Raw genomic sequence first — 25,874 nt, 5'->3', positions numbered from 1 at the left:
TTATTGCGCCTTGCGGGGCTGCTCCGAGGTCAGGGTCGGGTGCTCCTTGGTGATCCGATCCACCGAGTCGTCCATCAGCTCCTGGACGATCGAGGCGTGCATCTCGGGGGTCAGGTCGCCCGGCAGCTCGGGCTCGGCCGGCCGCTCGACCGTGGACGGCACCTGGACCGCGGCCGACTCGACCGGGGTGCGGGCCGAGCGCAGCGCGCCCAGCAGCCCGATCACGCCGAAGACGATCAGGCCGCCGGCCACCAGCCAGCCCACCGCGGGCAGGTGGATCGTGATCACCCGGGACACCGCCCACCACAGGGCGACCAGCAGAAACAGGACGCCGAAGCTGAGCGAGACCCCGTCCATGCGGTGCGGCTTCATCGGATGACCTCCACGTTGCCCGTGTCCATCTGCAGATCCAGCTTGAGGGTGCCACCACCGGCGCCGTCCCGCCCGAGGTCGGTCAGGTTCTGCGCGCTGACCTCACCGTCCTCGAACTTCTGACCGAACACCACGGCCCGGCCGTTCTGCACCTGGAGCAGCGTGGTGGTGTCGACGTTCTCGGGCAGCAGCACGCGGATCTGCCCGAACTTCATGGTGACGACCACGTTCTGTTCCTGGCCGGTGAAATTCACCTGACGGAGGTCGAGCGTGGCGCTGCCCGCGGTGAAGTCGTAGCGGTCGGCCACCCCGGCCGGCGTGGCGGGGCGGTAGACGCTGTTGCCGACCTCGCCGCCCCAGCGCTCGGTGCCGGTCGAGATCAGCAGGCCGATCGAGAGCAGGATGCCCAGCGCGATCAGCCCGCGGGCCCGGCCGAGCCAGGCGCCGACGACCAGGCCGAGCGCGACGGTGATGAGGGCGCCCGCGAAATACACCGAGACGGCGACGCTCGCGCCGGCCATGTCGATCGCGGCGATCACGCCGATCACCATGAGCGCGGCGAAGAACGTGAGGCGGCCCAGCTTGGAGCGCTCGCGCTTGACCTTCGGCGGCTTGGGCGGCTTGGGCGCGGCCGGCGGGGGCGGGACCCGGCCGGGCGCGTACGTGACCGGGGTGGGCCGGGCGTACGGACCGTGGGGCGCGAACGGCGGCCGGTAACCGCCGGCGGGCGGCGCGAACGGCGGCGGGGGCGGGGTCGTCACCGGCTCCGCGGGCGGTGCGGTCGCGGGCGCCGGACCGGGCGCGGGCGGAACGGCCCCGAACTCGGCCGTCTTCTCGAACGGGCTGGGCTCGAACGGACCGGGCGGCGGCGGTGGGGCCGGCGCGGGAAAGGCGGCGGGCTGCTGCTGGCCGGTGCCGCTGCGCTTGATCAGCAGGATCGCGCCGACGATGACCGCGCAGGCCAGCAGGCTCGCCCGCACCCCGTCCTGCACGATGAAGGCGAACGTGAGCACGGCCGCGCCGCCGAGCAGGATCACCGAGGCCGGGGCCATGCCGGAGCGGCCCTTGCCGAGCAGCGACTCGATCGGCGAGGCGGCGTCGCCCTCGGCCGGCATGACCAGCCAGCCGATCAGGTAGAGCAGCACGCCGACCCCGCTGAGCACGCCCAGCACGGCCAGCAGCACGCGCCACAGCACCGGATCGGTGTTGGTGGCCCGGGCCAGGGCGCCGCACACGCCGGCCACGTAGCGGCCCTGGCGGGGGCGCACCAGCTTGTCGCGGGAGAAGGCGTCGCGCGAGAAGAACGGGCCGCCCGCGCCGGGATCGCCGGCCGGCGGGAACCACGGCGGCGGATTGCCGGCACCGGAACTGGGACCAGGCTCAGTAGCCGGGCCGGGTTCGTTCGCCGGGCCGGGCTCCGTGGCGGGACCGGGCTCGGTGGCGGGGCCGGGCTCGGTGGCGGGGCCGGGCTCCGTGGCGGGGCCGGGCTCGGTGGCCGGGCCCGGCTCGGTCTTGGGATCGTCGGGGACGGCCTCAGCGCGAAGATCGGCGGTCGGCGTCTCAGCACCGGCCGGCGTCGAAGTCGCCGGCGGGGTGGGCGTGTCGGCGGCGGACGCCGGCGCATCCTGTGACGGACGGGACGGACCCCGCGATTCGGCAGCTTCGTCGTTCATGACACCGATCCTCGCCTCGTCGGCACCCGAGCCGCTTCGGGCGGCGACCCTGAGACCACCCTGAGATCCTGGCACCCGGATACCGGGGGTTGTTCCCCGTGGTCCGGGCCGCCCGAACGTGTGACGATCGGGGTACACAACCGAGGAGGGGCCATCACCACCGCCGTCAACCCGCCGTCACGCCGGCTGTACCGGCCGCGCGACCACCGCATCATCGCGGGCGTCGCGTCGGGCCTGGCGCAGCACCTGGGCGTTCCCGTGCTGGTCGTGCGCATCGCGCTGGTGGTGCTGCTCGGCTTCAACGGCCTCGGCCTCCTGCTCTACGCCGCGTTCTGGGCCGTGCTTCCGCAGCAGGTCGTCACGGCCGACCCGCCGCAGCGCCGCGATCTGGCCATGCTTCTGCCGTTCGGCGCGATCGGCCTCGGCGTCGTGCTGCTGCAGGCGCTCGTCTTCGACGACAGTGTCGCCGGCACGGCCGGCTGGCTCATCGCGGTCGTCGCGGTCGGCGCCGGCATCATCTGGCACCAGTCCGACCCCACCCGCCGCCACCTGGGCGGCGCCGTGCCCCAGCAGCCGTGGCTGGCCGCCGTGGTGGCCGAGAGCGACCGCCGCTTCTTCCTGTTCCGCTTCATCGGCGGCGGGGTGCTGGTCGCCACCGGCATCATCGGCGTCGTCGCCGTCTATGCCCCGGCCGGCAGCCTGACCGCCGTGGTCAACGGCGTGATCTTCGCGCTGGTCGGCCTGCTGGGTGTCGGCGTGGTGGCCGCGCCGCTGCTGTGGCGCATGTTCAACCAGCTGCGGGCCGAGCGTGAGGGCCGCATCCGCGAGCAGGAGCGGGCCGAGCTGGCCGCCATGATCCACGATCAGGTGCTGCACACGCTGGCCCTGATCCAGCGCAACTCGGCCGACATCAAAGAGGTGCAGCGGCTCGCCCGGGGCCAGGAGCGCAGCCTGCGCAACTGGCTCTACAAGCCGACGGCGTCGCCGACCGAGCGCTTCGCGGCCGCCCTCGAGCAGGCCGCCGCCGAGGTCGAGGACACGTACGCGATCAGCGTGGAGACGGTCGTGGTGGGCGACACCGAATGCGACGAGCGGGTCGCGGCCCTGGTTGCCGCCGCCCGCGAGGCGCTGGTCAACGCGGCCCGCCACGCCGGGGTGTCGACCGTGTCGCTCTACGCGGAGGTCGAGGAGAGCGAGCTCAGCGTCTTCGTGCGCGACCGCGGCGCCGGTTTCGACATGGCCGGGGTGCAGGAGTCGCGGCACGGCGTGCGAGGCTCCATCATCGGGCGTATGCAGCGGCACGGGGGCAAGGCGGAGATCCGCAGCGCCCTCGGCGACGGCACAGAGGTCCGGCTGACCCTCCCCGCGTCCCGGGAGAGCGTGTCGGCCGCTAAGGAGGCAGCACGATGACCGAGGCTCAGGGCACCGAGACCGATCGGCGGCTCACCGTCTTCCTGGTCGACGACCACGCGATGTTCCGGGCCGGCGTCCGCGCCGAGCTGGGCGCGCACGTCGAGGTGGTGGGCGAGGCGAGCTCCGTGACCGAGGCGGTCAGCAAGATCGCCTCGATCGAGCCCGACGTGGTGCTGCTCGACGTGCACATGCCCGACGGTGGCGGCCGCGCGGTGCTCGACGCCATGCGCCGCAGCCACCCCCACGTCAAGTTCCTCGCGCTCTCGGTCTCCGACGCCGCCGAGGACGTGATCGGCCTGATCCGGGCGGGCGCCCGGGGTTACGTGACCAAGACGATCTCGCCCGACGAGCTGGCCGCGGCGATCCGCCGGGTGGCCGACGGCGACGCGGTGTTCAGCCCCCGGCTGGCCGGGTTCGTGCTCGACGCCTTCGCCTCGCGCCCCGACGTGCCGGTGGCCGACCCCGAGCTCGACCAGCTGACCAACCGCGAGCGCGAGGTGCTGCGCCTGCTCGCGCGCGGATATGCGTACAAAGAGATCGCCAAGGAACTGTTCATCTCGATCAAGACAGTCGAGACACATGTCTCGAACGTCCTGCGGAAGCTGCAAATGAGCAACCGTTACGAATTGTCACGATGGGCGGCTGATCGACGGCTCGTCTGAACGGCCGGAATCGCGCCGCTGCGGTGGGTCGCCGATCGCGTACCCACCGGCATCATCCCAGTTCAGGGGCATAAATCGAGCCGAGGAAAAAGCCCGGAGGTAAGGGCTGACTAGTATCGGCTTGATAACAGGGCTCGGGCTGTCGTTGGCTCTGTGTCACAGTTGCTGGCGTCTCACACGACCCCCGTGAGCGCCCCTGAAGGAGACACCCCTCATGCCTGGGAAAAGCCCGTGGAAGGTGGCGGCCGCAACGGCTGTCATCGCCCTGCTGGCGGCCGGCTGCAGCGGCAGTAGCTCGGAGGACACCGAGGTTCTGCCCAACAGCATCAGCATCGGCATCGCCGAGCCCTCGAGCCTGATCCCGTCGAACTCGATCGAGTCGAGTGGTTCCCAGGTGCTGGCGTCGCTGTTCTACCCGCTCGTGCGGTTCGACCCGACCAACAAGCCCTACCTGGTCGCGGCCCAGTCGATCACGCATGACAAGGCCAACAAGGTCTGGACCGTACGGCTCAAGCCGGGTTTCACCTTCAGCAACGGCGAGCCGGTCGTGGCCGACAACTACCTCGACGCCTGGAACTATGGCGCCTACGGGCCGAACGGTCAGCTTGCTTCGTACTTCTTCAGCCGCATCGACGGCTTCGCCGACCTGCAGGGCAAGGACCCCGACGGCGACGGGCCGGAGAAGGCGGGCGAGCCCCAGGCCAAGAAGCTGCGCGGGCTCAAGAAGGTCAACAACCTGACCTTCACGGTGACGCTGACCGAGGCGTTCGCGGGCTGGCAGTCAGTCATGGGCTACGACGCCTTCTATCCGCTGCCCAAGGCCGCGTTCTCCGGCGACGGCGTGCTCAACAAGGATTTCGAGAACGCCCCGATCGGCAACGGCCCCTTCAAGATGAAGGGCACCTGGCAGCACGACGAGAAGATCGCCGTCGAGAAGGTGGCCGACTTCAAGGGCACGATCCCCAAGGTCAACGGCATCACCTGGAAGATCTATCAGGAGCTCGGCGCGCAGTACGCCGACCTGGTCGCGGGCAACCTCGACATCCAGACGAAGATCCCGATCGAGAACCTGGCCTCCGCCTCCGGTGACCTCGGCGCCCGGCTGGGCCGCACGGACAGCTCGGCGTTCTCATTCGTCGGCTTCCCGATGTATCTCGACAAGTACAAGAATCCGAACGTCCGCCGCGCCCTCTCCATGGCGATCAACCGCGACGAGATGACCGACCAGGTCTTCCTCGGCTCCGAGAAGCCGGCCACGTCGTTCGTCTCGCCGGCCATCGAGGGCGCCCGCTCCAACAGCTGCGGCCAGTGGTGCGAATACAACCCGACCAAGGCCAAGCAGCTCTACACCGCGGCCAACGGCCCGAAGGACATCAAGATCGCGTACAACGTGGACGGCGGGCACAAGGCCTGGATCGACGCGATGTGCAACCAGATCAAGGTGTCCCTGGCGATCAACTGCACCGGCTCCGGCCTGCCCAAGCTGGGCGACGTGGTCACCAAGGCCCGGGCGGGGGAGGACATCGGCCTGATCCGGCTGGGCTGGACGATGGACTACCCGCTGATGGAGAGCTACCTCGGCCCGCTGTACACCAGCGACGGCTCGTCGAACTACTACGGCTACAAGAACAGCACGTTCGACAGCCTGGTGCGGCAGGGTTCGGCCGCGACGAGCACCAAGCAGGCCGAGCAGCTCTGGAACGAGGCCGAGAACCAGCTCGTACGGGATATGCCGGTGTTGCCGCTGCGCTTCGGGCAGAACGTCTTCGGCTGGTCGGAGAAGGTCACCGACGTGACGATGGACCTGTTCCAGAAGGTCGACATCTACTCGGTCGACATCGCCAGCTGAATGTTCCGCTTCATCGTGCGGCGTTTGCTGCAGATGGTCGTCACGTTCTTCGGTGCCACGTTCGTCGTCTACGCGCTGATGTTCGCGTACGTCGACGATCCGTATCAGGCGCTCGTCGGCGACCGCCCGATCACCGACGCCCAGCGGGCCGCGCTCGACGCCCGGTTCCACCTCGACGACGGCTTCTTCCAGCAGTACTGGCACTACATCAGGGGCCTGCTGACCGGCGACCTGGGCGAGACGATCACCGGCCGCTCGATCGGTGACCTGCTGGCTCAGGCCTGGCCGGTGACCATCCGGCTGGCGCTGCTCTCGATCGTCATCGCGGCCGTCGTCGCCGTCGGGGCGGGTGTGCTCTCCGGCATCCGCCGCGGCGGCGCGTTCGACACCGTCACGCTGGTGCTCACGCTGATCGTGCTGGCCATGCCGATCGTCGTGCTGGCCCCGCTGGCCCAGCTCGTCCTGGGCATCCAGCTCGGCTGGTTCCCGCCGACCGCCGGGCGCGACGCCGGCCTGTACGAGCTGCTGCTGCCCGCCCTGGTGCTGGGCAGTCTGGTGATCGCGACCGAGCTGCGGGTGACCCGCACGTCGGTGGCCGAGAACCTGCGCGCCGACTACGTGCGGACCGCCCGGGCCAAGGGGCTCGCGCCCAAACGGGTGATCGGCGTGCACGTGCTGCGCAACTCGCTGATCCCGGTGATCACCCTGATCGGCGTGGACATCGGCGTGCTGATGTCGGGCGCGATCGTCACCGAGGGCGTCTTCAACATCCCCGGCGTCGGCTTCAACCTGTTCCGCGGCATCCGCGCCGAGGACGGCCCGCTGGTCGTCGGCTTCGTCAGCGTCCTGATCATCGTCTTCCTGGTCATCAACCTGATCGTCGACCTGGTCTACGCCGCCCTCGACCCGAGGATCCGCTATGAGTGACCTCGGCGAGCTGAGCCGGACCGCCGGGAAGCCGCGCAGCCTGGCCGGCGACGCCTGGCTCGACCTGCGTACGCGGAAGGTCTTCTGGATCGCCGCGGTGCTGGTCGTGGTCGTGCTGGTGATGGCGATCTGGCCATCGCTCTTTACCTCGGCCGACCCGCGCGACTGCCTGCTCGCCCGCAAGAACGCCGGGCCCACGGGCGGGGCGATCTTCGGCTTCGACTTCCAGGGCTGCGACGTCTACGCCAAGACCGTCTTCGGCGCCCGCGACTCGATCCTCGTCGCCGTGAGCGCCACCCTCATCTCCGGAGTGATCGGCCTGCTCGTCGGGCTCGCGGCCGGCTATTTCGGCGGCTGGCTGGACGCCCTGCTGTCCCGCTTCATCGACGTCATGCTCGGCATCCCGTTCCTGCTCGCCGCGATTGTGCTGGCCCAGCGCCTGTCGTCCGACCCGCAGAGCAACGGCGTGCTGGCGGTGACCGTCACGCTGGGGGTGCTCGGCTGGACCACGGCCGCCCGGGTGATGCGCTCGGCCGTGCTGACCTCGAAGAACCAGGACTACGTGGCCGCGGCGCGGATGCTCGGGGCGGGCCCGGGACGGCTGATGTTCCGGCATATCCTGCCCAACTCGATCAGTCCGTTCATCGTCGTGCTGACCGTCCTGCTCGGCATCAACATCGCCGGCGAGGCCACCCTGTCGTACCTCGGGGTGGGGCTCAAGGGTGACGCCGTGAGCTGGGGCATCGCGATCGCGGAAGCCGGCCCCTTCGTCCGTACGGCGGCGGGCCCGCTGGTCTGGCCGTCGGTGTTCCTGGCGGCGACCGTGCTCGCCTTCATCATGCTCGGCGACGCCGTCCGCGACGCCTTCGACCCGAAACTGCGGTGAGACGTCAATGACCGCTCCTCTGCTGGACGTACGCGATCTGCACGTCGAATTCCGTACGCGGGAAGGGGTGGCTCGCGCGGTCAACGGCGTCGACCTGCGGCTGCACCCGGGCGAGACGCTGGCCGTGCTGGGCGAATCCGGCTGCGGCAAGTCGGTGACCGCCCAGGCGATCATGGGCATCCTGGACACCCCGCCCGCGCACGTGACCGGCGGTCAGGTGCTCTATCAGGGCGTCGACCTGCTGCGGCTGCCCGAGAACGAGCGCCGCAAGGTGCGGGCCAACCGCATCGCGATGATCTTCCAGGACGCCCTGAGCGCGCTCAACCCGGTCTACACGGTCGGCTTCCAGCTGGCCGAGCTGTTCCGGGTGCACCGCGGCACCTCCCGCGGCGACGCCAAGCGCCGGGCCGTCGAACTGCTCGACATGGTCCACATCCCGGACGCGAAACGCCGCGTCAAGGACTACCCGCACCAGTTCTCCGGCGGCATGCGGCAACGCGTCATGATCGCGATGGCGCTGGCCCTCGACCCCGAGGTGCTGATCGCCGACGAGCCCACGACGGCCCTCGACGTCACCGTGCAGGCCCAGATCATGCGCCTACTGGCCGAGCTGCAGCGCGAGCGCAACATGGGGCTGATGCTGATCACGCACGACATGGGCGTGGTGGCCGACGTGGCCGACCGGATCGCGGTCATGTACGCCGGGAAGGTCGTCGAGGAGGCGCCGGTCTACGACATCTACGCCCGGCCGGCCCACGCCTACACGAAGGCGCTGCTCGAATCGATCCCGCGGCTCGACCACAAGGGGCGGGCGCTCAACGTGATCCGAGGGCTGCCGCCGGCGCTCACGGACGTCCCGCGCGGCTGCGCCTTCCACCCCCGATGCGCGTACGCCCGGGAGATCTGCCGGCAGGAGACGCCGCCCGCCTATCAGATCGCGCCGCAGCGGATCGCCAGCTGTCACTTCGTACGGGAGGTTCTCGGTGTCTGATGTCGTGCTCGAGACCCGGGGACTGGTGAAGCACTTCGGCGCGGTCCGGGCGGTCGACGGGGTTGACCTGCAACTGCGCCGCGGCGAGACGCTGGGCGTCGTCGGTGAATCCGGGTGCGGCAAGTCGACGCTGGCCAAGCTGCTGGTCGGCCTCGAGAAACCGACCGGCGGCGAGATCCGCGTACGGGGTGATGATCTGTCCCGGCTGCGCGGCGGCGGCCTGCGGCGGGCCCGGCGCAACATCCAGATGGTGATGCAAGATCCGTACACGTCGCTCAACTCGCGGATGACCGTCGGCGACATCATCGGCGAGCCGTACGACATCCACCGCGACGCCGTGCCGCACACCGGCCGGCAGCGCGCCGTGCAGGAGCTGCTCGACCTGGTCGGGCTCAACCCCGACCACCTCAACCGCTACCCCCACCAGTTCTCCGGCGGCCAGCGCCAGCGCATCGGCATCGCCCGCGCCCTCGCCCTGCGCCCCGAGATCATCGTCTGCGACGAGCCGGTCTCGGCCCTCGACGTGTCGATCCAGGCCCAGGTGATCAACCTGCTGGAGGGCCTGCAACGCCAACTCGGCCTGTCCTACATCTTCATCGCCCACGACCTGTCGGTGGTCCGCCACATCTCGGACCGGGTCGCCGTGATGTATCTGGGCAAGATCGTCGAGACCGGCAACCACATGGCGATCTATGACCAGCCGACGCATCCTTATACGCAGGCGTTGCTGTCGGCTGTGCCGGTGCCCGACCCTCGGCTGCGGGGGCGCCGCGATCACATCATGCTGACGGGGGACGTGCCGTCGCCGGCTTCTCCGCCTTCGGGGTGTCGATTTAGGACGCGCTGCTGGAAGGCGCAGCCGGGGTGTGCCGAGCATGAGCCGACGCTGGAGATCCGGGAGCGGTCGCCGCACCCGAGCGCCTGCCACTACGCCGAAGTTCGTGACGTGATGCGCCGCTTCTGACCTGTCAGACTCGCTGGCATGCTGCGACCGTCGTCCCGCCGGGGTCTGACTTACGCCGATGCCGTCGCCCTGCTCGGGGCGGGGGAGAGCAAGTTCCTCTCGTACGTGGGACGTCTCGCCGGCGTTCCCGCCAGCGCGGCGGCATTGGCCACGCTGAGCTCGGTCGACTTGCTGGCGGCCCGAAACGAGATCCTCGACTGGGGACAGTCGGCGGTTCGCTCTATTACCGAGCGCCGCGCGGGACTCAGTCGCTTTGACCGCACAGAACGGCTGACGGCCGCGCACACGGTGCTGGTGGTCAGCGCGTTCTTCGAGTCCTGGGACTCGCACGGCATCACGCTGGGGGAGCAGGCCGCACTCGGTGCTTGGTCCACATCGGAATCCACTGTGGCCGGGGTCGCCGAGGTGCTGGGCAAGGCGTCGGTGCCGATGCCGTCGGCTGCGGTGCCCTGGGAGGCCCTGCGGTCGGAGCTCGAGGCGTACTACTCGATGCTGATCGAGGCTTCGGCGCGTTTCCTCGACGGGTTGGCCGGCACCTCCGCCGACTTGGACATTTCGGTCGAGGCGGCGATCCGGCGCTACGAGATCGGCTACCGGTCGCTCGCGGCGGACGTTCCGGAGTTCGCGATCTGGGCCGCGATGACCGACACCGCGGCCGGGCGCGCCACGACCGAGCGGGTGGGCGGCGAGATCGCGACCGGTCTGGCCGGCATCCGGTCGATGCTGGAGGGCCTGACCGGTGCCGCCGAGGAATGCCGGGCCGACCTGGCCGATCAATATCGTCGGGAACTCGCCCACCCGATCGTCGACGTCGGCGACCTGCCGGACGGCGTGACGTTGCCCGCGACCGCCGACCTCTACGTCAACCCGCGGGCCCGGGCCCGTCGCGCCGAGCAGAGTGCACCGGTCGCCGCCGAGTCGTGGTGGGAGGAAGCGGCCGCCGTGCCGGACATCCAGTCGTTCCTGGCCGGCTGTCTGACCGGGTCGGATGCCGTGACCGCGCCGCTGGTCGTGCTGGGGCAGCCGGGTTCGGGCAAGTCGATGCTGACCCGCGTGCTGGCCGCGGCCCTGCCGCCTGCGGAGTTCCTGGCCGTACGAGTGGAGTTGCGCTCGGTCGCCGCCGACGCCCCGATCCAGGACCAGATCGAGGCGGCCGTCTACGACACGATCGGCGAGCGGGTGTCGTGGCCGGAGCTGGTGCGCTCGGCCGGGGGAGCGCTGCCGGTCGTGCTGCTGGACGGCTTCGACGAGTTGCTGCAGGCGTCGGGCGCGAACCGGGCCGACTACCTCGAACAGGTCCGCGACTTCCAACGCCGCGAGGCCGATCGCGGCCGACCGGTGGCGGTGCTGGTCACCTCGCGCATCGTCGTCGCCGATCGGGCCCGGGTGCCCGACGGCAGTGTCGTGCTGCGCTTGGAACCCTTCGACGACCAGCAGATCGAGACCTGGCTGGCGGTCTGGCAGGCAGCCAACAATGGGAGTTGCTGCTCGAGTTGTTCCTGGCGTCGCACGCCCCGGACGAAGCCCGGCACCTGTCCTTGCCCTACCGCACCGCCCTGCGCGCCTTCGACGCCGGCCGTTGGCAGGCCATGGTCATGCGCATGCTCGAGGACGACGCTCGCCGGATCGACACCCGGCTCGCGCTCAACCTGCTGCTGGAGGCGGTGCAGCAGGAGGATCGGGCGGTCCGCCGCTACTGGACTGATCAGGCCGACGGGCCGGCCCGGATTCTGGCCGCCTGTCACCAGCGCAACGGTGACCCGGAGCTGATTCGCGCCGTCTACGACCGGATCGGCGCGCACACCCGGGTCGGCCCGGGTGAGCAGCGCTTCCGAGAGCTGTTACGCCAGGAGTTCGAGATCCTCGGTGTGCCGTTTCCCGAGGAGTTGTTCGACTAGAGGGGGCCGCGCCCGGCCCGGAGGATCATCAGGGCGACCTGCGCCCCGTCGGCGCCCAGGGCCTCGCGGAAGCGTTCGACGATCTCGCGCTCGCGGGAGAGGACCAGGCGGGTGCCGCCGCTGGCCATGCGGGTTTTTCCGACCGTTTGGGAGAGGCGGGCGCGTTCCAGCCACAGGTCGATGATGGCTTGGTCGATCTCGTCGATGCGTTCGCGCATCGCGCGGATCTCGTCGGCGGCCAGCGGCTCGCCCGCGCCGGTGTTCTGGTCCATCACGTCGGCGGTCATGTCGTGCTCCTCGGGTGCTGGCGCCCCGGTCGACCCGGCCCGGGCAGCATCAAGCCCCGGGCTGGGAAGCCCGGGGCTCGATGTAGGTCTGTCGTTCAGACGCCTACGGCAGCCGGACTCCCGGTGCCATAGAAAAATCGCGTCTGCTGGATCACGAGGCCGAGTATGCCCCCGTCACGAGCGGCTTCGCAAGGAAACCGCCCGATCCGTGGGACGGCGGAAATCAGCTGACGGTGGCGATGCGGTTGGCCGGGCCGGGCGCGACCGGCTCGCCCGCCCCCAGGTAGGCCACCAGCGCGTCGATGTCGAACCCGGGCGCCGTGGTGCGGCCCGTGCCCGCGGTCAGCGTCGAGAAGCCGTCGCCGCCGTTGGCCAGGAAGTCGTTCGTCGTCACCTTGTACGAGGCGGCGGGGTCGATCGGCGTCCCGTTGAGGGCCAGGTTCGAGATCTTGGAGCCGAGGGCGGCCGAGGCGCTCCACGTGTATGTGAAGCCGTTCGACACCTGCAGGATCTTGGTGGTGGTCTGCCCGTTGAAGCCGGCGAACTGCTGCTCCAGGACGGCCTTGATTTGCGCCCCGGTGAGGGTCTGGGTGACCACGAGGTTGTTGAACGGCTGCACGGTGAAGGCTTCCCCGTACGTCACCTCGCCGTTCGCCTCGCCCCCGGCGCTCGCCTCGGCGTCGAAGTCGGCCCGGATGCCGCCCGGGTTCATCAGCGCGATCTGCGCGCCGTCGCCGGTCGTACGGGCCAGCTGGGCGTCAGCGATCACGTCGCCGAGCGGGCTCTCGCCGGCCGGGGTGGCCGTACGGGTGATGTCGGCCGTGATGCGGCCCACGACCCGATTGGCGATCGGCGCCACCGCCGTACGGTATTTGTCGGCGATCTTCTTGGCGGCCGCGTCGACGGTCGCCGGGTTCTTGAGGAAGACGCCGTTGGCATCCTTCTGCCAGCCGCCGTTGCCGTCGGGCACGCCGTTCTCGACGATGACGTTCTTCGCGGTGATCTCCGAGAAGCGTCCCGTACGGCGGTCGACCGCGTAGTCGATGTCGGTGATCAGCTGCCCGTTGGTGCCGGCGCTGGTCACCACGGACTGGCCCTTTTTGTTGGGCAGCGTGCAGGAGTAGAACCGGTGCGTGTGACCCGAGACGACCAAACCGAACTCGGGGTTGAGCCCGGCCACGATCGGCACGATGGGGCCGCTGAAGCCGTTGCAGTCCGAGACGCCAGGGGTCGGCGTGGCCGTGGCCTGCGAGCCGCCCTCGTGCACGAGCAGCACCTGGGCCTTCACGCCGAACAGCTTGAGCAGGTTGCCCCACTTGTTGGCGGTCTCGACCTCGTCGGTGAAGTGCACGTTCTTGATGCCGGCCGGGTTGACGATGCCGGCCGTGCCCTCCAGCGTCATGCCCACGAAGCCGACCGGCACGCCGTTGACCAGCTTGATGTCGATCGGCGGGAGGATCGGCAGCTTGGTCCGGTTGTCGATCGTGTTCGCCGCCAGATAGGTGAACTTGGCGCCGCCGAAGCCGTCGCCGTCCTGGCAGCCGTCGACCGGGTGGCACCCGCCGCGCTGCAGCCGGATCAGCTCGTCGACGCCCTCGTCGAACTCGTGGTTGCCGACCGAGCTGACCTGCAGGCCGACCTGGTTCATGAGCTCGATCGTGGGCTCGTCGTGGAACGCGGCGCTGACCAGCGGGGTGGCGCCGATGAGGTCGCCCGCGCCCACGGTCAGCGTCGAGCGGCCCTCGGTCTTGGCCTGGGCCCGCAGCTTCTTCAGGTACGTCGCGAGGTATTCGACGCCACCGGCGGGCGTCGACGTGCCGGACGCGTTGACGACCGCGCCGCTGCCGGCGGGCGGGTCGATCGCGCCGTGGAAGTCGTTGTAGCTGAGGAACTGGCCCTTGACGGTCGCGCCCTTGGGCAGCCCGTAGTTGACGCTGACGGGCTGGAACTCGGGCGGCGCGGAGGCCGCGGGTGCATCGGCGGAGCGGGCCAGCGGCAGTGCCGCGACGACGGCCAGCGCGAGGGCGGGCGCTACGAGGTGACGCAGCGCGGCCCGGCCTCGGAAGCGGGGACGGTCCATGATGTTCGGTCTCCCGATCAATGTTGTGAGGTCAACTACGACAGAGTGGTGTATCGATGCGCGTGAGCGCTACCGCCGCGGGGTCAACAAGGCGACGAATTCTTGTCGGGGGGTCGGCATAGACTTGCCACCGCGATGCGACCTTCTTCTGAGACCCCCGATAACGCCCTGTTCGCCGTGCCGTCCACGCGGCCCGAGCAGCCGGCGCCGCGCAGGCCGCGGATCGACCCGGAATCGCTGCTCACGGGGCTGAACGGCCCTCAGCGCGACGCCGTCACCCACGCCGGTTCGCCGCTGCTCATCGTGGCCGGCGCCGGTTCCGGCAAGACCCGTGTGCTCACGCATCGCATCGCCTATCTGCTCGCCGAGCGCGACGTGCATCCCGGCCAGATCATCGCGATCACGTTCACCAACAAGGCCGCCGGCGAGATGAAGGAGCGGGTCGCCCAGCTCGTCGGCCCGCGGGCCCGGCTCATGTGGGTGTCGACGTTCCACTCCGCGTGCGTGCGCATCCTGCGCGCCGAGCACGACCACGCCGGCCTCAAGAGCACCTTCTCGATCTACGACGCCGACGACTCGCGCCGCCTCATGACGCTGGTGATCCGCGAGCTCGACCTCGACCCGAAGCGGTATTCGGCGCGCGGCCTCGCGGCCCAGGTGTCCAACCTGAAGAACGAGCTCGTCGAGCCCGAGGAGTTCAAGGAGAAGGCCAAGGGCCCGGCCGAGCGGGCGGTCGCCGAGGCGTACGAGTTGTATCAGCGCCGCCTCCGGGAGGCGCATGCGCTCGACTTCGACGACATCATCATGGCCACGGTCCACCTGTTCCAGTCGCATCCCCACGTCGCCGAGACCTATCGTCGCCGCTTCCGCCACGTCATGGTCGACGAATACCAGGACACCAACCACGCGCAGTACATGCTGGTCAAGGAGCTGGTCGGGGGTAAGGACAGCGAGGTGCCGCCGGCCGAGCTGTGCGTGGTGGGCGACGCCGACCAGTCGATCTACGCGTTCCGCGGCGCCACGATCCGCAACATCCTCGAGTTCGAGCGCGACTATCCCGACGCCCGCACGATCCTGCTCGAGCAGAACTACCGCTCCACCCAGACGATCCTGTCGGCGGCCAACGCGGTGATCGACCGCAACACCTCGCGCAAGCCCAAGCGGCTCTGGAGCGATCAGGGCGCCGGCGAGCAGATCGTGGGTTACGTCGCCGACACCGAGCACGCCGAGGCCGACTGGGTGGCCCGCGAGATCGACCGGCTGAGCGACCGCGAGGGCATCCGTCCGGGTGACGTGGCCGTCTTCTACCGCACGAATGCTCAGTCCCGCGTCTTCGAAGAGGTGTTCATCCGCGTCGGCCTGCCGTACAAGGTGGTCGGCGGCGTCCGGTTCTACGAGCGCAAGGAGGTCCGCGACGCGCTGGCCTATCTGCGCGCGGTGGTCAACGACGACGACACGGTCAGCATCCGCCGGGTGCTCAACACCCCGAAACGCGGCATCGGCGACCGGGCCGAGGCGTGTGTCGAGGCGCTCTCGTCGCGCGACCGCATCTCGTTCGGGCAGGCCCTGCGGCACGCGAAGGACGCCCCCGGCATCGCCGCCCGCTCGGCCAACAGCATCGCCGACTTCGTGCAGCTGATGGACGACCTGCGCGAGCTGGCCCAGAACGCCCCGCCCGAAGAGGTGCTCGAGCTCGCCCTGCAGCGCTCGGGCCTGCTCTCCGAGCTGGAGGAGAGCCTCGACCCGCAGGATCAGGGCCGCGTCGAAAACCTGCAGGAGCTCGTCAGCGTCGCCCGCGAATACACCGAGCGCGTCGAGGCCCAGGCCGACGAGGACACTGAGTCTGCTGAAGCTCAGGCCCCGGCGGCCACCCTGGCCGGGTTCCTCGAGCAGGTGGCGCTGGTGGCCGACGCCGACCAGCTGCCCGACGACGACCCCGACCACCAGGGCGTGGTCACGCTGATGACGCTGCACACGGCCAAGGGCCTGGAGTTCCCGGTCGTCTTCCTGACCGGCCTGGAGGACGGCGTCTTCCCGCACACCCGCGCGCTCGGCGACAACAACGAGCTCGAGGAGGAGCGCCGCCTGGCCTACGTGGGCATCACCCGGGCCCGGCAGCGGCTCTATCTGTCCCGCGCGGTCACCCGGGGCGCGTGGGGCCAGCCGCAATACAACCCGCCGTCGCGCTTCACCGACGAGCTGCCGCCCGAGCTGATCCGCTGGGAGCGCACCGCCGGCAACTACACGTCATGGTCGGGCACGGGCGGCGGGGTCGGCGGCCGAGGCGGGGGCGACCGCTACCGTGGCGGCGGCTTCTCGGGCGGCACGCCCAAGGCGCAGCAGCTGGCGAGCCGGCTCGGCATCGACGCCAGCAAGCTGGCCACGGCCAGCGAGCTGCCCCAGGCGCCCAAGGTGTCGGCGGGCGACCGGGTCAACCACCAGCGTTACGGCCTGGGCCGGGTGATCACCGTCGAGGGTCAGGGCCCCGGCGCGCGGGCCCAGATCGACTTCGGCGACCAGGTGATGTGGCTGATCCTGCGGCACGCCCCGATCGAGAAGATCTAGGCGGGAGCGCAGCCGTCCAGGGTGACGCCGCGCTCGTGCAGCCAGCGCACCGGCTCGATCGGGTTCTTGTAGAAGCCGAGGTGCACCTCGAAGTGCAGGTGCGGCCCGGTGGAGTGACCGGTCGAGCCCTCGTCGCCGATCTGCTCGCCGGCCTCGACCCGCTGCCCCTCGTGCACGGCGATCGCCGACATGTGCCCGTAGTGGGTGAGGTAGCCGTTGCCGTGGTCGATCAGCACGGCGTTGCCGTAACCCTGGGCCGCGCCCGCGCGCACCACGACGCCCGCTCCCGCGGCGAGGATCGGCGAGCCGTCCGGCCCGGCGATGTCGACACCCGCGTGCAGCCGGCCCCAGCGCTGGCCGAAGCACGACGTGACGCGGCCCGACGGGTTCGGGTTGACCCAGCCGGCGGGCAGCTGCTTGAGCTCGGTGATCACCACTCGGGGCTTGAGCTTGCGGCGGGCGGCGGAGGCCTCGCCCTCGGCGGGCGGCTTCCAGGGCCCGGCGTCCACAGCCGGGTCGGTGGCGGTGAGCGACTCGACGGGCGCGATGTCGGCCACCGGCACGGCCGGCTGGTGGGCGGCGGCCGCGGCGGTGCCGCCGGCGACCCCGGTGGCGAGCGCGGCGCCCAGGGCGGCCGTCAGCAGAGTGGCCCGGCCCCGGTCGCCGGCGAGAAAGGCGAGGGGCGCCCGGTGGCGGCGGACCTGGTTCCCGCGGTGACGACCGGCGGAACGGGTCTCGTCTCGTTGCGCCACGCGGCACGACCTCCCAGGCAGTACGGATCACCGACATTTGCCTGTCGGCCTGCCTGAAGGCTTTGTGAGGAAGGTGCGGCCCGGTTCAACCGAGTTGCAACCGGGGCGGTGTCCGGGGCCACATCACCCGGGGAGGAAGGTTTCGATGCCCTGAGGCGGGTACTTCAGAGGTCAGGAGGCGGCGGCCACGCCGGCGAACACCGACTCGACGCGCAGCTTGATGTCGACGCCGCGATCGCGCAGGAACGGGATCGGGTCGGTCGGGGTGCCGTTGACGTGGATCTCGAGGTGCAGGTGGGTGCCGTACGAGGCGCCCGTGTTGCCGACCAGGCCGATCACCTGTCCGGCCTTGACCTTGTCGCCCGCCTTGACGAGCAGGCGGCGGGAGTGGGCGTAGATGACCTCGTTGCCCTCGGCGTCCTCGATCGTGATCTGGTAGCCGTAGCCGCCGTAGTAGCCCGCCTTGGTCACCTTGCCCGCGTGGATCGCCTTGTAGGGCGCACCCTCGGGGCCGGCCAGGTCGATGCCGCCGTGCAGCTTGCCCCAGCGAACCCCGTACGCCGAGGTGAACTGGTAGTCGTCCATCGGCAGCAGCCAGACGTCTTTGGTGGCCTGATCGGCGCTGACCTGCTGCTTGTCGGCGCCGCGGTTGTTGCTGCGGGAGGCGGCCGAGTCGTCGGCGCGGTCGGCGATGGCGTCGTCGACGGACTGAACCGCGCCGTGCGCCTGCAGTGCCTGCGGGTCGACGTTCTTCTGGTCGGGGAAGTTGGACGCCGCGCCGATCGCGACAACACCGGCGCCTGCGAACGCCGCGGTGACTGCGACGGCGTAGCGGCTGCGCGGAGGGGTGGGTACGCGACGACGACCCCGATAACGATCGGGCTCAGACGACAAGCGCTGGCGCACGAACAACCCTCCGGTCGGTGGCAAATCGGCGGTGAGCGCGGGACCGAATTAACCGGTGATCCGTGCCCGTCCGAGCTGTCAGATCAGCGTTAACTGGTTGACAGCCGGGAGCCACGGTAACGAAACGGCTCCGGGGCCACAAGTCGAAGCGCCAAATCGCTGACACTTCCGAGTCCGCATTGCGCAGCGAATGTCCGAATTGGTCACCTTTCCTCGCGCAGTTGTTCGCGCACGCGGAGTAATGGCGTGAAAAACAGATAGTGAGGTGACGCAGAATACATTTGCCGTTACCGCAGGTGATCACGGGTTCGCGACGGCGCTACCCCGGGAACCGCGGGCGGGTTAACGTTGGTTCAGGTGGCATCGCGTCGGCGCTCGGAGGGGTCAGGATGCAGGCACGGATCAGGGTCGTGGTCGCCAAACCGGGGCTGGACGGGCACGACCGCGGGGCCAAGGTGGTGGCCCGGGCGCTGCGCGACGCGGGCATGGAGGTCGTCTACACCGGCCTGCATCAGACGCCCGAGCAGATCGTCGAGACCGCAATTCAGGAGGACGCCGACGCGATCGGTTTGTCCGTCTTGTCCGGCGCGCACATGACATTGTTCCGCCGAGTAATTGCACTGTTGGCGGAACGTGACGCGGCCGACATCGTCGTATTCGGCGGGGGCATCATTCCGGCCGACGACATCGCCGAATTGGAAAAGCTCGGAGTGGCCCGCATTTTCACTCCCGGCGCCACTACCGCGGCCATCATCGAATGGGTACGCGCCAATGTGAGTTCGCCGGTGGCCTGACCAGCCGTCCCTACTCGTCCGGTAGGCGAAGGGCCGGGCAGGGGGAGAGGCCGGACGCACCCCTCACACGTCCGGCCTCTCTATGCACGATGCCCCGCCGCCACCCCTCGACCGACAGGGCATCGGCCGCTTGCCAGCCGGCCCGCCGTAGCGCTCCGACACCACACTCAACGACGCCCTACGGGGCTGGTTACGCGCCGATTCGGGGAATTTTGCCGGCCCGCGCGAGCACCCCCGCCCCACGTGTCCCAGGCGCCTCGGGTGTGTGGTCTTGCACACCGCGCACCCGCGCCTTCGGAGTGGGTGCCCAGGTCGCTAGTCTGCGAATGAAGGCCCGCAGGGCCGGACATTCTTCACGCCGGCGACGCCGCTCAAGAGGCAGCCGTGCACACAGGTCGGGACGCGGGCGGTGCGGCTTGCCGGCGCATGGCGTCGCGAGCGAAAGGAGACACGTGGACCTGTTCGAATATCAGGGGCGCGACCTCTTCGAACGGCACGGGCTGCCCGTGCTGGGCGGTGGCGTCGCCGAGACCCCGCAGGAGGCTCGGGCGATCGCCGAGCGGCTCGGCGGCAAGGTCGTCGTCAAGGCGCAGGTCAAGGTCGGCGGTCGCGGCAAGGCGGGCGGCGTCAAGCTGGCCGACGGGGCCGACGAGGCCGAGGCCCGGGCGACCGACATCCTGGGCATGGACATCAAGGGCCACACGGTGCACAAGGTGATGCTGGCCGAGACGGCCGACATCAAGGAGGAGTACTACTTCTCCTACCTGCTCGACCGGGCCAACCGTACGTTCCTCTGCATCGCCAGCGTCGCCGGCGGCATGGAGATCGAGACGGTCGCCGAGGAGCAGCCGGACCGGGTCGCCAAGATCGCCATCGACGCCAGCAAGGGTGTCGACGAGGCCAAGGCCCGCGAGATCGTCGCCGCCGCGCAGTATCCGGCCGAGGTCGCCGACCAGATCGTCGAGATCGCGGTCAAGCTGTGGCAGGCCTTCGTCGCCGAGGACGCCACCCTGGTCGAGGTCAACCCGCTGGCCAAGGTGGGCGACGGCCGGGTGCTCCTGCTCGACGCCAAGATCACCCTGGACGAGAACGCGTCGTTCCGGCACCCCGACCACGAGGCGCTGGTCGACCAGTCCGCGGTCGACCCGCTGGAGCAGGCGGCCAAGGCCAAGAACCTCAACTACGTGAAGCTGGACGGCGAGGTCGGCATCATCGGCAACGGTGCCGGCCTGGTCATGTCGACCCTCGACGTGGTGGCGTACGCGGGTGAGCAGCACGGCAACGTCAAGCCGGCGAACTTCCTCGACATCGGCGGCGGCGCCAGCGCCCAGGTGATGGCGAACGGCCTCGAGATCGTGCTCGGCGACCCCGCCGTGAAGTCGGTCTTCGTCAACGTCTTCGGCGGCATCACCGCCTGCGACGAGGTCGCCAACGGCATCATTCAGGCCCTCGCCCTGCTCGGTGAGCGCGGCGAGCAGGTCACCAAGCCGCTCGTGGTGCGTCTCGACGGCAACAACGCCGAGGCCGGCCGGGCCATTCTCGACGGCGCGAACAACCCGCTGGTCGAGCGAGTAGACACGATGGATGGTGCGGCCGCGCGGGCCGCCGAGCTCGCGTTTGCGGGGAAGTGACTTTCATGGCGATCTGGCTCACCAAGGAATCCAAGGTCATCGTCCAGGGCATGACCGGCTCCGAAGGCTCCAAGCACACCCGGCGCATGCTGGCCGCGGGCACCAACGTGGTCGGCGGCGTGAACCCGCGCAAGGCCGGCACGACCGTCGACTTCGACGGCACGTCGCTGCCGGTGTTCGCGTCGGTGGCCGAGGCCATGAAGGAGACCGGCGCCGACGTGTCGGTCATCTTCGTGCCGCCGGCGTTCACCAAGGCCGCGATCGTCGAGGCGATCGACGCCGAGATCCCGCTGGCCGTCGTCATCACCGAGGGCGTCCCCGTGCAGGACAGCGCGTCCGCCTGGGCCTACAACGTGGACCGGGGGCAGAAGACCCGGATCATCGGCCCGAACTGCCCGGGCATCGCCTCGCCGGGCGCCAGCAACGCCGGCATCATCCCGGCCGACATCACCCCGGGCGGCCGCATCGGCCTGGTCAGCAAGAGCGGCACGCTGACCTACCAGCTGATGTACGAGCTGCGTGACTTCGGCTTCTCGACCGCGGTCGGCATCGGTGGCGATCCGGTCATCGGCACCACGCACATCGACGCGCTCAAGGCGTTCCAGGACGACCCCGAGACCGACGCCATCGTCATGATCGGTGAGATCGGCGGCGACGCCGAGGAGCGGGCGGCCGAGTTCATCAAGGCGAACGTCACCAAGCCGGTGGTCGGCTACATCGCCGGCTTCACCGCCCCGCCCGGCAAGACCATGGGTCACGCCGGCGCGATCATCTCGGGCTCCGCGGGCACCGCGGACGCCAAGAAGGAGGCCCTCGAGGCCGCGGGCGTCAAGGTCGGCAAGACGCCGAGCGAGACCGCCCGGCTCATGCGCGAGATCATGAGCTGACGCTGCACGCCATGCGATCGGCGCGCCGTCGTCCGGGTCCGTGCGACCCGATTGACGGCGCGCCGTCCTGTCTGCGTCGCCGACCCGCCTCCGGCGTGCAAAAGTAGGCGGCGATGCCGACCACTCCCGACCGCCCCGGCGACTCGGACGACCCGTACGCGGTCGCCGAGGCGGCGGCGGTCGCCCGCGAGACGGTGCCGGTCGACGTGCGGCGCCCCACCGAGGGCATCGACCGCCCCACTGAAAGCATTGATCGGCCCACCGGCGCGATCGAAGTCGACGACGTGGACGCGGCCGAGGCCAAGGAGCAGCGCACCGTCCTGGTCGACGAGAAGGTGCTGGCCGACCGCGAGACGGTCAAGCTGCCCACCCAGCGCCGCCCGCCGCAGCGTCCCCAGCGCCGGGCCCCGCTCCCGATAGCGGCCGCCTTCGCCACGCTCTGGGCCGCCCTGCTGTCCTATCTTCCGGTCGCCGTGGTCATCGGCCTCGCCCGTACGCTCGAGGGCAGCGGCGGCCTGCTCGGCGCGGCCCACGCGGGCCTGGCCGGCTGGCTGCTCGGCCACGGCGTGCCCATCGGCACCTCGATCGGCTCCCTCGGCCTGGCCCCGCTGCTGCTCAGCATGCTCATCGCCTGGCGGCTCAACCGGGCCGGGCTGCACGTCACCCGGGCCGTCGGCGCCCGCCGTACGGGCTCGACCGCGCGTGCTGTCTCCGTGGCCTTCGCCATCGCCCTGGGCTATTCGCTGCTCGGCTCGGTCTGCGCGCTGCTGGTCGACGGGCGCGGCACCGAGGTCACCCCGGCCCGGGCGGCGCTCAACTTCTTCGTGATCGGTGGCCTGGGCTCGCTGGTCGGCTCGCTGCGGGGCACCGACGCGCTCAGCGTCTGGGCCCGGCGCCTGCCCGCCGCGCTGCGCCACGGGTTGCGTACGGGTGTGGTCGCGGCCCTGCTCGTGGTGGCCGCCGGGGCCGCCGTCACCGGGCTCTCGGTGGCGATCGGCGGTGGTCAGGCGGCCGACATGATCTCGGCCTATCGCACCGGCGTGGCCGGCCAGGCGGGCATCACGCTGGTCAGCCTCGCGTACGGGGTGAACGGCGTGATCTGGGCGGCGGCCTATCTGCTCGGGCCCGGCTTCGCGCTCGGCACCGGCTCGGTGATCCGGCTGACCGAGGTCACCGTGGGCCCGCTGCCGACCCTGCCGCTGCTGGCCGGGCTGCCCAACGGCCCGATGGGGGCGACCGGCGCCCTGCTGCTGGCCCTGCCCGTGCTGGCCGGCCTGGCCGCGGGCTGGCTGCTCATGCTGCGCCTGACCCGCGAGGCGCGCGCCGACGACGAGAAGGGCGCCCCGGCCTGGCCGCTGGTCATCGGCGGCGGCCTGCTCGCGGGCCCCGTCGCCGGGCTGGTGCTGGGCCTGCTGGCCCACGTCTCCGGCGGGTCGCTGGGCGACGGCCGGCTGGCCACCATCGGTCCCGACCCGTGGACGGTCGGCCTGGTCGCGACCGCGGTGCTCGGCGTCTCGGTGGCGCTGGGCGCGGCCGGCACCAAGCTCTTCGCCAAAGCATGACGGGCCGGCTCTTCGCCAAAGCCTGACGGACCAGCTCTTCGCCAAAGCATGACGGGCCGGCGCACACCCCGCGCCGACCCGCCGTGACGTGCCGCAGAATCAGTTGGTGCTGTTCTGGTCGATCCAAGTCTGCCAGTCGAAGGTGTTGGCCCAGATGCTCAGGATGAGCACCACGAGGCCCAGCACCACGCCGACGATCGAGCAGATGAGGCCGGCCTTGGCCTGGCTGCGGTTGCTGGCCAGACCCTGGTTCGCCTTCTGCAGGCCGAGGTAGCTGAACACGCCGCCGACGATGCCGACGATCATGCCGATCCAGGCGCAGCAGGCGAGCGGGATCGAGATGATGCCCACGATCATGCCGACGAGGCCGAAGGTGTTCTGCTGACCCTGCGGCTGACCGACCGGGTCGCCTCCGGGCGGACCGTAGTAAGGGGGCGGAGGTGTCGTCACGAGATTCTTCCTTTACGGCGTACGGAGAAAGTCTTCGAACATATCTAGAAGGACCGGCAGCGTAACCGATGATCAGCCGTTTCGCCTGCCCTACGGCCCACCCGATGTCGGTTGATCGGGATACCGGCGATAGGGTTTCCGGGTGACCGACCCCGCGCCCGCCCGCCTGGTCGTCCTCGTCTCCGGCTCGGGCAGCAACCTGCAGGCCCTGCTCGACGCCTCCGCCGACCCCGCCTACGGCGCGCAGGTCGTGGCCGTGGGCGCCGACCGTGACGGCATCGCCGGCCTCGACCGCGCCGCCGCCGCGGGAGTGCCGACCTTCGTCGATTCGGTGAAGGCGTACGAGACGCGTGACGACTGGGATGCCGCCCTCGCCGCCCACGTCGCCGAGTTCAAGCCCGACCTGATCGTCTCGGCCGGCTTCCTCAAGCTGGTCGGGCCCCACTTCCTGGCCGCGTTCGGCGACCGTTACATCAACACGCACAACGCGCTGCTGCCGTCGTTCCCCGGCATCCACGGCCCGCGCGACGCGCTCGCCTACGGCGTCAAGCTGGCCGGGGCGACCCTCTTCTTCGTCGACGCCGGCGTCGACACCGGACCGATCATCGCCCAGGTCGCTGTGCCCGTGCTCGACGACGACACGGAGGACACGCTGACCGAGCGGATCAAGGTGGCCGAGCGGGCCCAGCTGGTCGACTTCGTCGGCCGCCTGGTGCGCGAGGGCTGGACCATCGAGAACAGGAAGGTACGCATTCCATGACGCTTCCCGGCGAGGGCCGCCGCCCGATCAAGCGGGCGCTGCTGAGCGTGTACGACAAGACCGGCCTCGTCGAGCTGGCCCGGGCGCTCTCCGCCGCCGGCGTCGAGATCGTCTCCACCGGCTCGACCGCCTCGACGGTCGAGGCCGCGGGCGTCCCGGTGACCCGGGTCGAGCAGCTCACCGGCTTCCCCGAGACCCTCGACGGCCGGGTCAAGACCCTGCACCCCCGCGTGCACGCCGGGCTGCTGGCCGACCTGCGGCTCGACACCCACGCCGCGCAGCTCGCCGAGCTCGACATCGCGCCGTTCGACCTGCTGGTCAGCAACCTCTACCCGTTCACGCAGACGGTGGCGTCGGGCGCGAGCGTCGACGAGTGCGTCGAGCAGATCGACATCGGCGGCCCGGCCATGGTGCGCGCGGCCGCGAAGAATCACCCCTCGGTGGCCGTGGTCACGGCCGTGAAGGCGTACGGGCTGGTCTCGGAGGCCCTGGAGAACGGCGGCTTCACGCTGGCCCAGCGCAAGGTGCTGGCGGCCCGGGCCTTCGCCGACATCGCCGAGTACGACGTGGCCGTGGCCAGCTGGACGGCGACGACGCTGGTCGAGGAGGCCGGCTTCGCCGGGTTCACCGGCATCGCGCTGAAGAAGCAGAGCACCCTGCGCTACGGGGAGAACCCGCATCAGCAGGCCGCGCTCTACGCCGACCCGAACGCGCCGGCCGGGCTGGCCCAGGCCGAGCTGGTGCACGGCGGCGAGCTGTCGTTCAACAACTACGTCGACGCGGACGCCGCCTGGCGCAGCGCCAACGACTTCGCCGAGCCCTGCGTGGCCATCATCAAGCACGCCAACCCGTGCGGCATCGCGGTCGGCGCCGACATCGCCGACGCGCACCGCAAAGCCAACGACTGCGACCCCGTCTCGGCGTTCGGCGGCGTCATCGCGGCCAACCGCGTCGTCACCGAGGCGCTGGCCAAGCAGCTCGACGGCATCTTCACCGAGGTGATCGTGGCCCCGGCCTACGAGGAGGCCGCGCTCGACATCTTCCGGGCCAAGAAGAAGCTGCGCGTGCTGATCGCCCCCGCCTGGGATCCCGCGCAGGCCGAGGTCAAGCAGGTCGGCGGCGGCATGCTGGTGCAGACGGCCGACCGCGTCGACGCCCCCGGCGACGACCCGGCCAACTGGACGCTGGCCACCGGCGAGCCCGCCACTGCCGACGACCTGGCCGACCTGGCGTTCGCCTGGCGGGCCATCCGCAGCGTGAAGAGCAACGCGATCCTGCTGGCGCACGACGGCGCGACCGTCGGGGTCGGCATGGGCCAGGTCAACCGGGTCGACGCCGCGCACCTCGCGGTCAACCGGGCCGGCGCCGACCGGGCCAAGGGCAGCGTGGCCGCCTCCGACGCGTTCTTCCCGTTCCCCGACGGGCTCGAGGTGCTGATCGCGGCGGGCGTCAAGGCCGTCGTGCAGCCGGGCGGCTCGATCCGGGACGACCAGGTGATCGAGGCCGCGACGAAGGCCGGCGTCACCGTCTATCTGACCGGCACGCGGCACTTCTTCCACGGCTGA

The 25,874-nt window shown here is 70.4% G+C and carries 22 protein-coding genes; 15 read left to right on the top strand and 7 right to left on the bottom strand.

The window, feature by feature from the left end; all coding sequences use genetic code 11:
- Together JKJ07_RS21970 and JKJ07_RS21965 are read right to left on the bottom strand one after the other, a co-directional pair.
- Window positions 1-372 (bottom strand): hypothetical protein, encoded by a 372-nt coding sequence (locus JKJ07_RS21970; RefSeq protein ID WP_202993603.1) that lies wholly within the window; start codon window positions 370-372, stop codon window positions 1-3.
- Window positions 369-2,045 (bottom strand): PspC domain-containing protein, encoded by a 1,677-nt coding sequence (locus JKJ07_RS21965; RefSeq protein WP_202993602.1) that lies wholly within the window; start codon window positions 2,043-2,045, stop codon window positions 369-371. Before JKJ07_RS21965 ends, JKJ07_RS21970 begins: the two co-directional genes overlap by 4 nt.
- Before the next feature lie 153 nt (window positions 2,046-2,198).
- On the opposite strand from JKJ07_RS21965, the gene JKJ07_RS21960 reads away from it, so the two are divergent.
- The 8 genes from JKJ07_RS21960 to JKJ07_RS21925 all read left to right on the top strand — a co-directional run bounded on the left by JKJ07_RS21960 (window position 2,199) and on the right by JKJ07_RS21925 (window position 11,507).
- Window positions 2,199-3,455 carry an ATP-binding protein gene (locus JKJ07_RS21960; RefSeq protein ID WP_202994008.1) on the top strand — a complete coding sequence of 419 codons (1,257 nt, stop codon included), beginning with the start codon at window positions 2,199-2,201 and terminating at the stop codon, window positions 3,453-3,455.
- Window positions 3,452-4,120, top strand: coding sequence for a response regulator (locus JKJ07_RS21955; protein ID WP_202993601.1), 669 nt, complete (start codon window positions 3,452-3,454; stop codon window positions 4,118-4,120). Before JKJ07_RS21960 ends, JKJ07_RS21955 begins: the two co-directional genes overlap by 4 nt.
- 214 nt (window positions 4,121-4,334) lie before the next feature.
- On the top strand, window positions 4,335-5,969 hold the full coding sequence (locus tag JKJ07_RS21950) for a peptide ABC transporter substrate-binding protein (RefSeq protein ID WP_202993600.1): 1,635 nt from the start codon (window positions 4,335-4,337) through the stop codon (window positions 5,967-5,969).
- Entirely contained in the window at window positions 5,970-6,896 is a 927-nt protein-coding gene (locus JKJ07_RS21945; protein ID WP_202993599.1) for an ABC transporter permease, read from the top strand.
- Window positions 6,889-7,782 (top strand): ABC transporter permease, encoded by an 894-nt coding sequence (locus JKJ07_RS21940; protein WP_202993598.1) that lies wholly within the window; start codon window positions 6,889-6,891, stop codon window positions 7,780-7,782. The genes JKJ07_RS21945 and JKJ07_RS21940 overlap by 8 nt, the downstream gene beginning before the upstream one ends.
- 7 nt (window positions 7,783-7,789) lie before the next feature.
- Window positions 7,790-8,773: an ABC transporter ATP-binding protein gene (locus JKJ07_RS21935; RefSeq protein WP_202993597.1), complete on the top strand. Its 984-nt coding sequence runs from the start codon at window positions 7,790-7,792 to the stop codon at window positions 8,771-8,773.
- Window positions 8,766-9,737, top strand: a complete 972-nt coding sequence (locus JKJ07_RS21930) for an ABC transporter ATP-binding protein (RefSeq protein ID WP_202993596.1) — start codon at window positions 8,766-8,768, stop codon at window positions 9,735-9,737. The genes JKJ07_RS21935 and JKJ07_RS21930 overlap by 8 nt, the downstream gene beginning before the upstream one ends.
- An 18-nt stretch (window positions 9,738-9,755) precedes the next feature.
- Window positions 9,756-11,507 carry an NACHT domain-containing protein gene (locus JKJ07_RS21925; protein WP_202993595.1) on the top strand — a complete coding sequence of 584 codons (1,752 nt, stop codon included), beginning with the start codon at window positions 9,756-9,758 and terminating at the stop codon, window positions 11,505-11,507.
- 124 nt (window positions 11,508-11,631) lie between these two features.
- Here the strand turns inward: JKJ07_RS21925 and JKJ07_RS21920 are convergent, their stop codons facing one another.
- Together JKJ07_RS21920 and JKJ07_RS21915 are read right to left on the bottom strand one after the other, a co-directional pair.
- The gene (locus tag JKJ07_RS21920; RefSeq protein ID WP_184953639.1) at window positions 11,632-11,922 is read right to left on the bottom strand and encodes a chorismate mutase; all 291 of its coding nucleotides are present in this window, start codon (window positions 11,920-11,922) and stop codon (window positions 11,632-11,634) included.
- 223 nt (window positions 11,923-12,145) lie between these two features.
- A complete protein-coding gene (locus tag JKJ07_RS21915; protein WP_202993594.1) occupies window positions 12,146-14,002 on the bottom strand; it encodes a bifunctional metallophosphatase/5'-nucleotidase in 1,857 nt (618 codons plus the stop codon).
- A gap of 135 nt (window positions 14,003-14,137) precedes the next feature.
- Here JKJ07_RS21915 and pcrA point away from each other — a divergent pair, with 135 nt between their 5' ends.
- A complete protein-coding gene (pcrA, locus tag JKJ07_RS21910) occupies window positions 14,138-16,567 on the top strand; it encodes a DNA helicase PcrA (protein WP_202993593.1) in 2,430 nt (809 codons plus the stop codon).
- Here pcrA and JKJ07_RS21905 read toward each other — a convergent pair.
- Window positions 16,564-17,319, bottom strand: coding sequence for a M23 family metallopeptidase (locus tag JKJ07_RS21905; protein ID WP_307834349.1), 756 nt, complete (start codon window positions 17,317-17,319; stop codon window positions 16,564-16,566). The two genes, pcrA and JKJ07_RS21905, sit on opposite strands and share 4 nt — an antisense overlap.
- Window positions 17,320-17,490: 171 nt before the next feature.
- Entirely contained in the window at window positions 17,491-18,225 is a 735-nt protein-coding gene (locus JKJ07_RS21900; RefSeq protein WP_202993592.1) for a M23 family metallopeptidase, read from the bottom strand.
- 389 nt (window positions 18,226-18,614) lie between these two features.
- Here JKJ07_RS21900 and icmB point away from each other — a divergent pair, with 389 nt between their 5' ends.
- The 4 genes from icmB (at window position 18,615) to JKJ07_RS21880 (ending at window position 23,099) form a co-directional block, all read left to right on the top strand.
- Complete coding sequence (icmB, locus tag JKJ07_RS21895; RefSeq protein WP_202993591.1) at window positions 18,615-19,019, top strand: coenzyme B12-dependent isobutyryl CoA mutase small subunit; 405 nt, start codon at window positions 18,615-18,617, stop codon at window positions 19,017-19,019.
- A gap of 452 nt (window positions 19,020-19,471) precedes the next feature.
- A complete protein-coding gene (gene sucC / locus JKJ07_RS21890; RefSeq protein WP_202993590.1) occupies window positions 19,472-20,650 on the top strand; it encodes an ADP-forming succinate--CoA ligase subunit beta in 1,179 nt (392 codons plus the stop codon).
- A 5-nt stretch (window positions 20,651-20,655) separates the two neighbouring features.
- Entirely contained in the window at window positions 20,656-21,537 is an 882-nt protein-coding gene (gene sucD, locus JKJ07_RS21885; protein WP_202993589.1) for a succinate--CoA ligase subunit alpha, read from the top strand.
- A gap of 113 nt (window positions 21,538-21,650) precedes the next feature.
- Window positions 21,651-23,099, top strand: coding sequence for a cell division protein PerM (locus tag JKJ07_RS21880; protein ID WP_236029669.1), 1,449 nt, complete (start codon window positions 21,651-21,653; stop codon window positions 23,097-23,099).
- Window positions 23,100-23,198: 99 nt separating this feature from the next.
- Here JKJ07_RS21880 and JKJ07_RS21875 read toward each other — a convergent pair whose 3' ends face one another.
- On the bottom strand, window positions 23,199-23,549 hold the full coding sequence (locus JKJ07_RS21875) for a hypothetical protein (protein ID WP_202993588.1): 351 nt from the start codon (window positions 23,547-23,549) through the stop codon (window positions 23,199-23,201).
- A gap of 142 nt (window positions 23,550-23,691) precedes the next feature.
- On the opposite strand from JKJ07_RS21875, the gene purN reads away from it, so the two are divergent.
- The gene (gene purN / locus JKJ07_RS21870; protein WP_202993587.1) at window positions 23,692-24,309 is read left to right on the top strand and encodes a phosphoribosylglycinamide formyltransferase; all 618 of its coding nucleotides are present in this window, start codon (window positions 23,692-23,694) and stop codon (window positions 24,307-24,309) included.
- Window positions 24,306-25,874, top strand: a complete 1,569-nt coding sequence (gene purH, locus JKJ07_RS21865) for a bifunctional phosphoribosylaminoimidazolecarboxamide formyltransferase/IMP cyclohydrolase (protein ID WP_202993586.1) — start codon at window positions 24,306-24,308, stop codon at window positions 25,872-25,874. Before purN ends, purH begins: the two co-directional genes overlap by 4 nt.

The sequence above is a fragment of the Paractinoplanes lichenicola genome, assembly GCF_016785085.1.
In the GTDB taxonomy this organism is placed as follows: Bacteria; Actinomycetota; Actinomycetes; order Mycobacteriales; family Micromonosporaceae; genus Actinoplanes; species Actinoplanes lichenicola.
This window is presented reverse-complemented; position numbering and strand designations above follow the sequence as displayed.

Excerpts from the sequence above, each read along its gene's own strand:
- JKJ07_RS21955 (WP_202993601.1), top strand. The coding sequence starts at position 3,452 with ATGACCGAGGCTCAGGGCACCGAGACCGATCGGCGGCTCACCGTCTTC.
- JKJ07_RS21965 (WP_202993602.1), bottom strand. The coding sequence starts at position 2,045 with ATGAACGACGAAGCTGCCGAATCGCGGGGTCCGTCCCGTCCGTCACAG.
- icmB (WP_202993591.1), top strand. The coding sequence starts at position 18,615 with ATGCAGGCACGGATCAGGGTCGTGGTCGCCAAACCGGGGCTGGACGGG.
- JKJ07_RS21945 (WP_202993599.1), top strand. The coding sequence starts at position 5,970 with ATGTTCCGCTTCATCGTGCGGCGTTTGCTGCAGATGGTCGTCACGTTC.
- JKJ07_RS21935 (WP_202993597.1), top strand. The coding sequence starts at position 7,790 with ATGACCGCTCCTCTGCTGGACGTACGCGATCTGCACGTCGAATTCCGT.
- JKJ07_RS21970 (WP_202993603.1), bottom strand. The coding sequence starts at position 372 with ATGAAGCCGCACCGCATGGACGGGGTCTCGCTCAGCTTCGGCGTCCTG.
- JKJ07_RS21920 (WP_184953639.1), bottom strand. The coding sequence starts at position 11,922 with ATGACCGCCGACGTGATGGACCAGAACACCGGCGCGGGCGAGCCGCTG.
- JKJ07_RS21950 (WP_202993600.1), top strand. The coding sequence starts at position 4,335 with ATGCCTGGGAAAAGCCCGTGGAAGGTGGCGGCCGCAACGGCTGTCATC.
- JKJ07_RS21915 (WP_202993594.1), bottom strand. The coding sequence starts at position 14,002 with ATGGACCGTCCCCGCTTCCGAGGCCGGGCCGCGCTGCGTCACCTCGTA.
- sucD (WP_202993589.1), top strand. The coding sequence starts at position 20,656 with ATGGCGATCTGGCTCACCAAGGAATCCAAGGTCATCGTCCAGGGCATG.
- JKJ07_RS21880 (WP_236029669.1), top strand. The coding sequence starts at position 21,651 with ATGCCGACCACTCCCGACCGCCCCGGCGACTCGGACGACCCGTACGCG.
- JKJ07_RS21940 (WP_202993598.1), top strand. The coding sequence starts at position 6,889 with ATGAGTGACCTCGGCGAGCTGAGCCGGACCGCCGGGAAGCCGCGCAGC.
- purH (WP_202993586.1), top strand. The coding sequence starts at position 24,306 with ATGACGCTTCCCGGCGAGGGCCGCCGCCCGATCAAGCGGGCGCTGCTG.
- JKJ07_RS21925 (WP_202993595.1), top strand. The coding sequence starts at position 9,756 with ATGCTGCGACCGTCGTCCCGCCGGGGTCTGACTTACGCCGATGCCGTC.
- pcrA (WP_202993593.1), top strand. The coding sequence starts at position 14,138 with ATGCGACCTTCTTCTGAGACCCCCGATAACGCCCTGTTCGCCGTGCCG.